Here is a 715-nt window from a genome sequence, read left to right on the forward strand (position 1 = left end):
TCGCGCACGGCGTCGCGCTCACCCGCCATCGGGCACCTCCCCCTCCTCCAGATGGAACTCGGTCTCCCGCCAGTCGTCCGGCAGCATGTGGTCGAGCACGTCGTCCACGGTCACCGCGCCCAGCAGCGACCCGGCCTCGTCGACCACCGGCGCGGCCACCATGTCGTACGTGGCGAAGAACCCGGCGACCACGGGAAGCGCCGCGTCCGGCTCCAGCGGCCGCAGGTCGTCGNNGCCGCTGGAAGTGCACGGTGCCCAGGTACTTGCCCGTCGGCGTCTCCTCCGGCGGCCGGCACACGTACACCTGCGCCGCGTGCGCGGGCGACAGGTCGGGCTCGCGGATCCGGGCGAGGGCGTCCGCGACGGTCGCGTCAGGGCGCAGGATGATCGGCTCCGTGGTCATCAGCCCGCCCGCCGTGTGCTCCTCGTACGACATCAGGCGGCGCATGTCGGCCGCGTCCGCGGGCCGCATCAGACTCAGCAGCCGCTCCTTGTCCGCCTCCGGCAGCTCGCCCAGCAGGTCGGCCGCGTCGTCGGGGTCCATCGCCTCCAGCACGTCCGCGGCCCGCTCCTCGGCCAGCACGCCCAGGATCTCGATCTGGTCGTCCTCGGGCAGCTCCTCCAGCACGTCCGCGAGCCGGTCGTCGTCCAGGGCGGCGGCCACCTCGGCGCGCCGCTTGGGGGACAGGTGGTGCAGCACGTTGGCCAGGTCGGC

At 73.9% G+C, this 715-nt stretch carries 1 pseudogene; it reads right to left on the reverse strand.

What is annotated here, in order from left to right:
- Positions 1-18: 18 nt before the first annotated feature.
- A pseudogene (locus tag CCN29_RS34500) lies at positions 19-715 on the reverse strand (magnesium transporter MgtE N-terminal domain-containing protein); the annotation flags it as partial.

The organism is Streptomyces pseudogriseolus, assembly GCA_002154585.1.
Lineage (GTDB): Bacteria > Actinomycetota > Actinomycetes > Streptomycetales > Streptomycetaceae > Streptomyces > Streptomyces pseudogriseolus.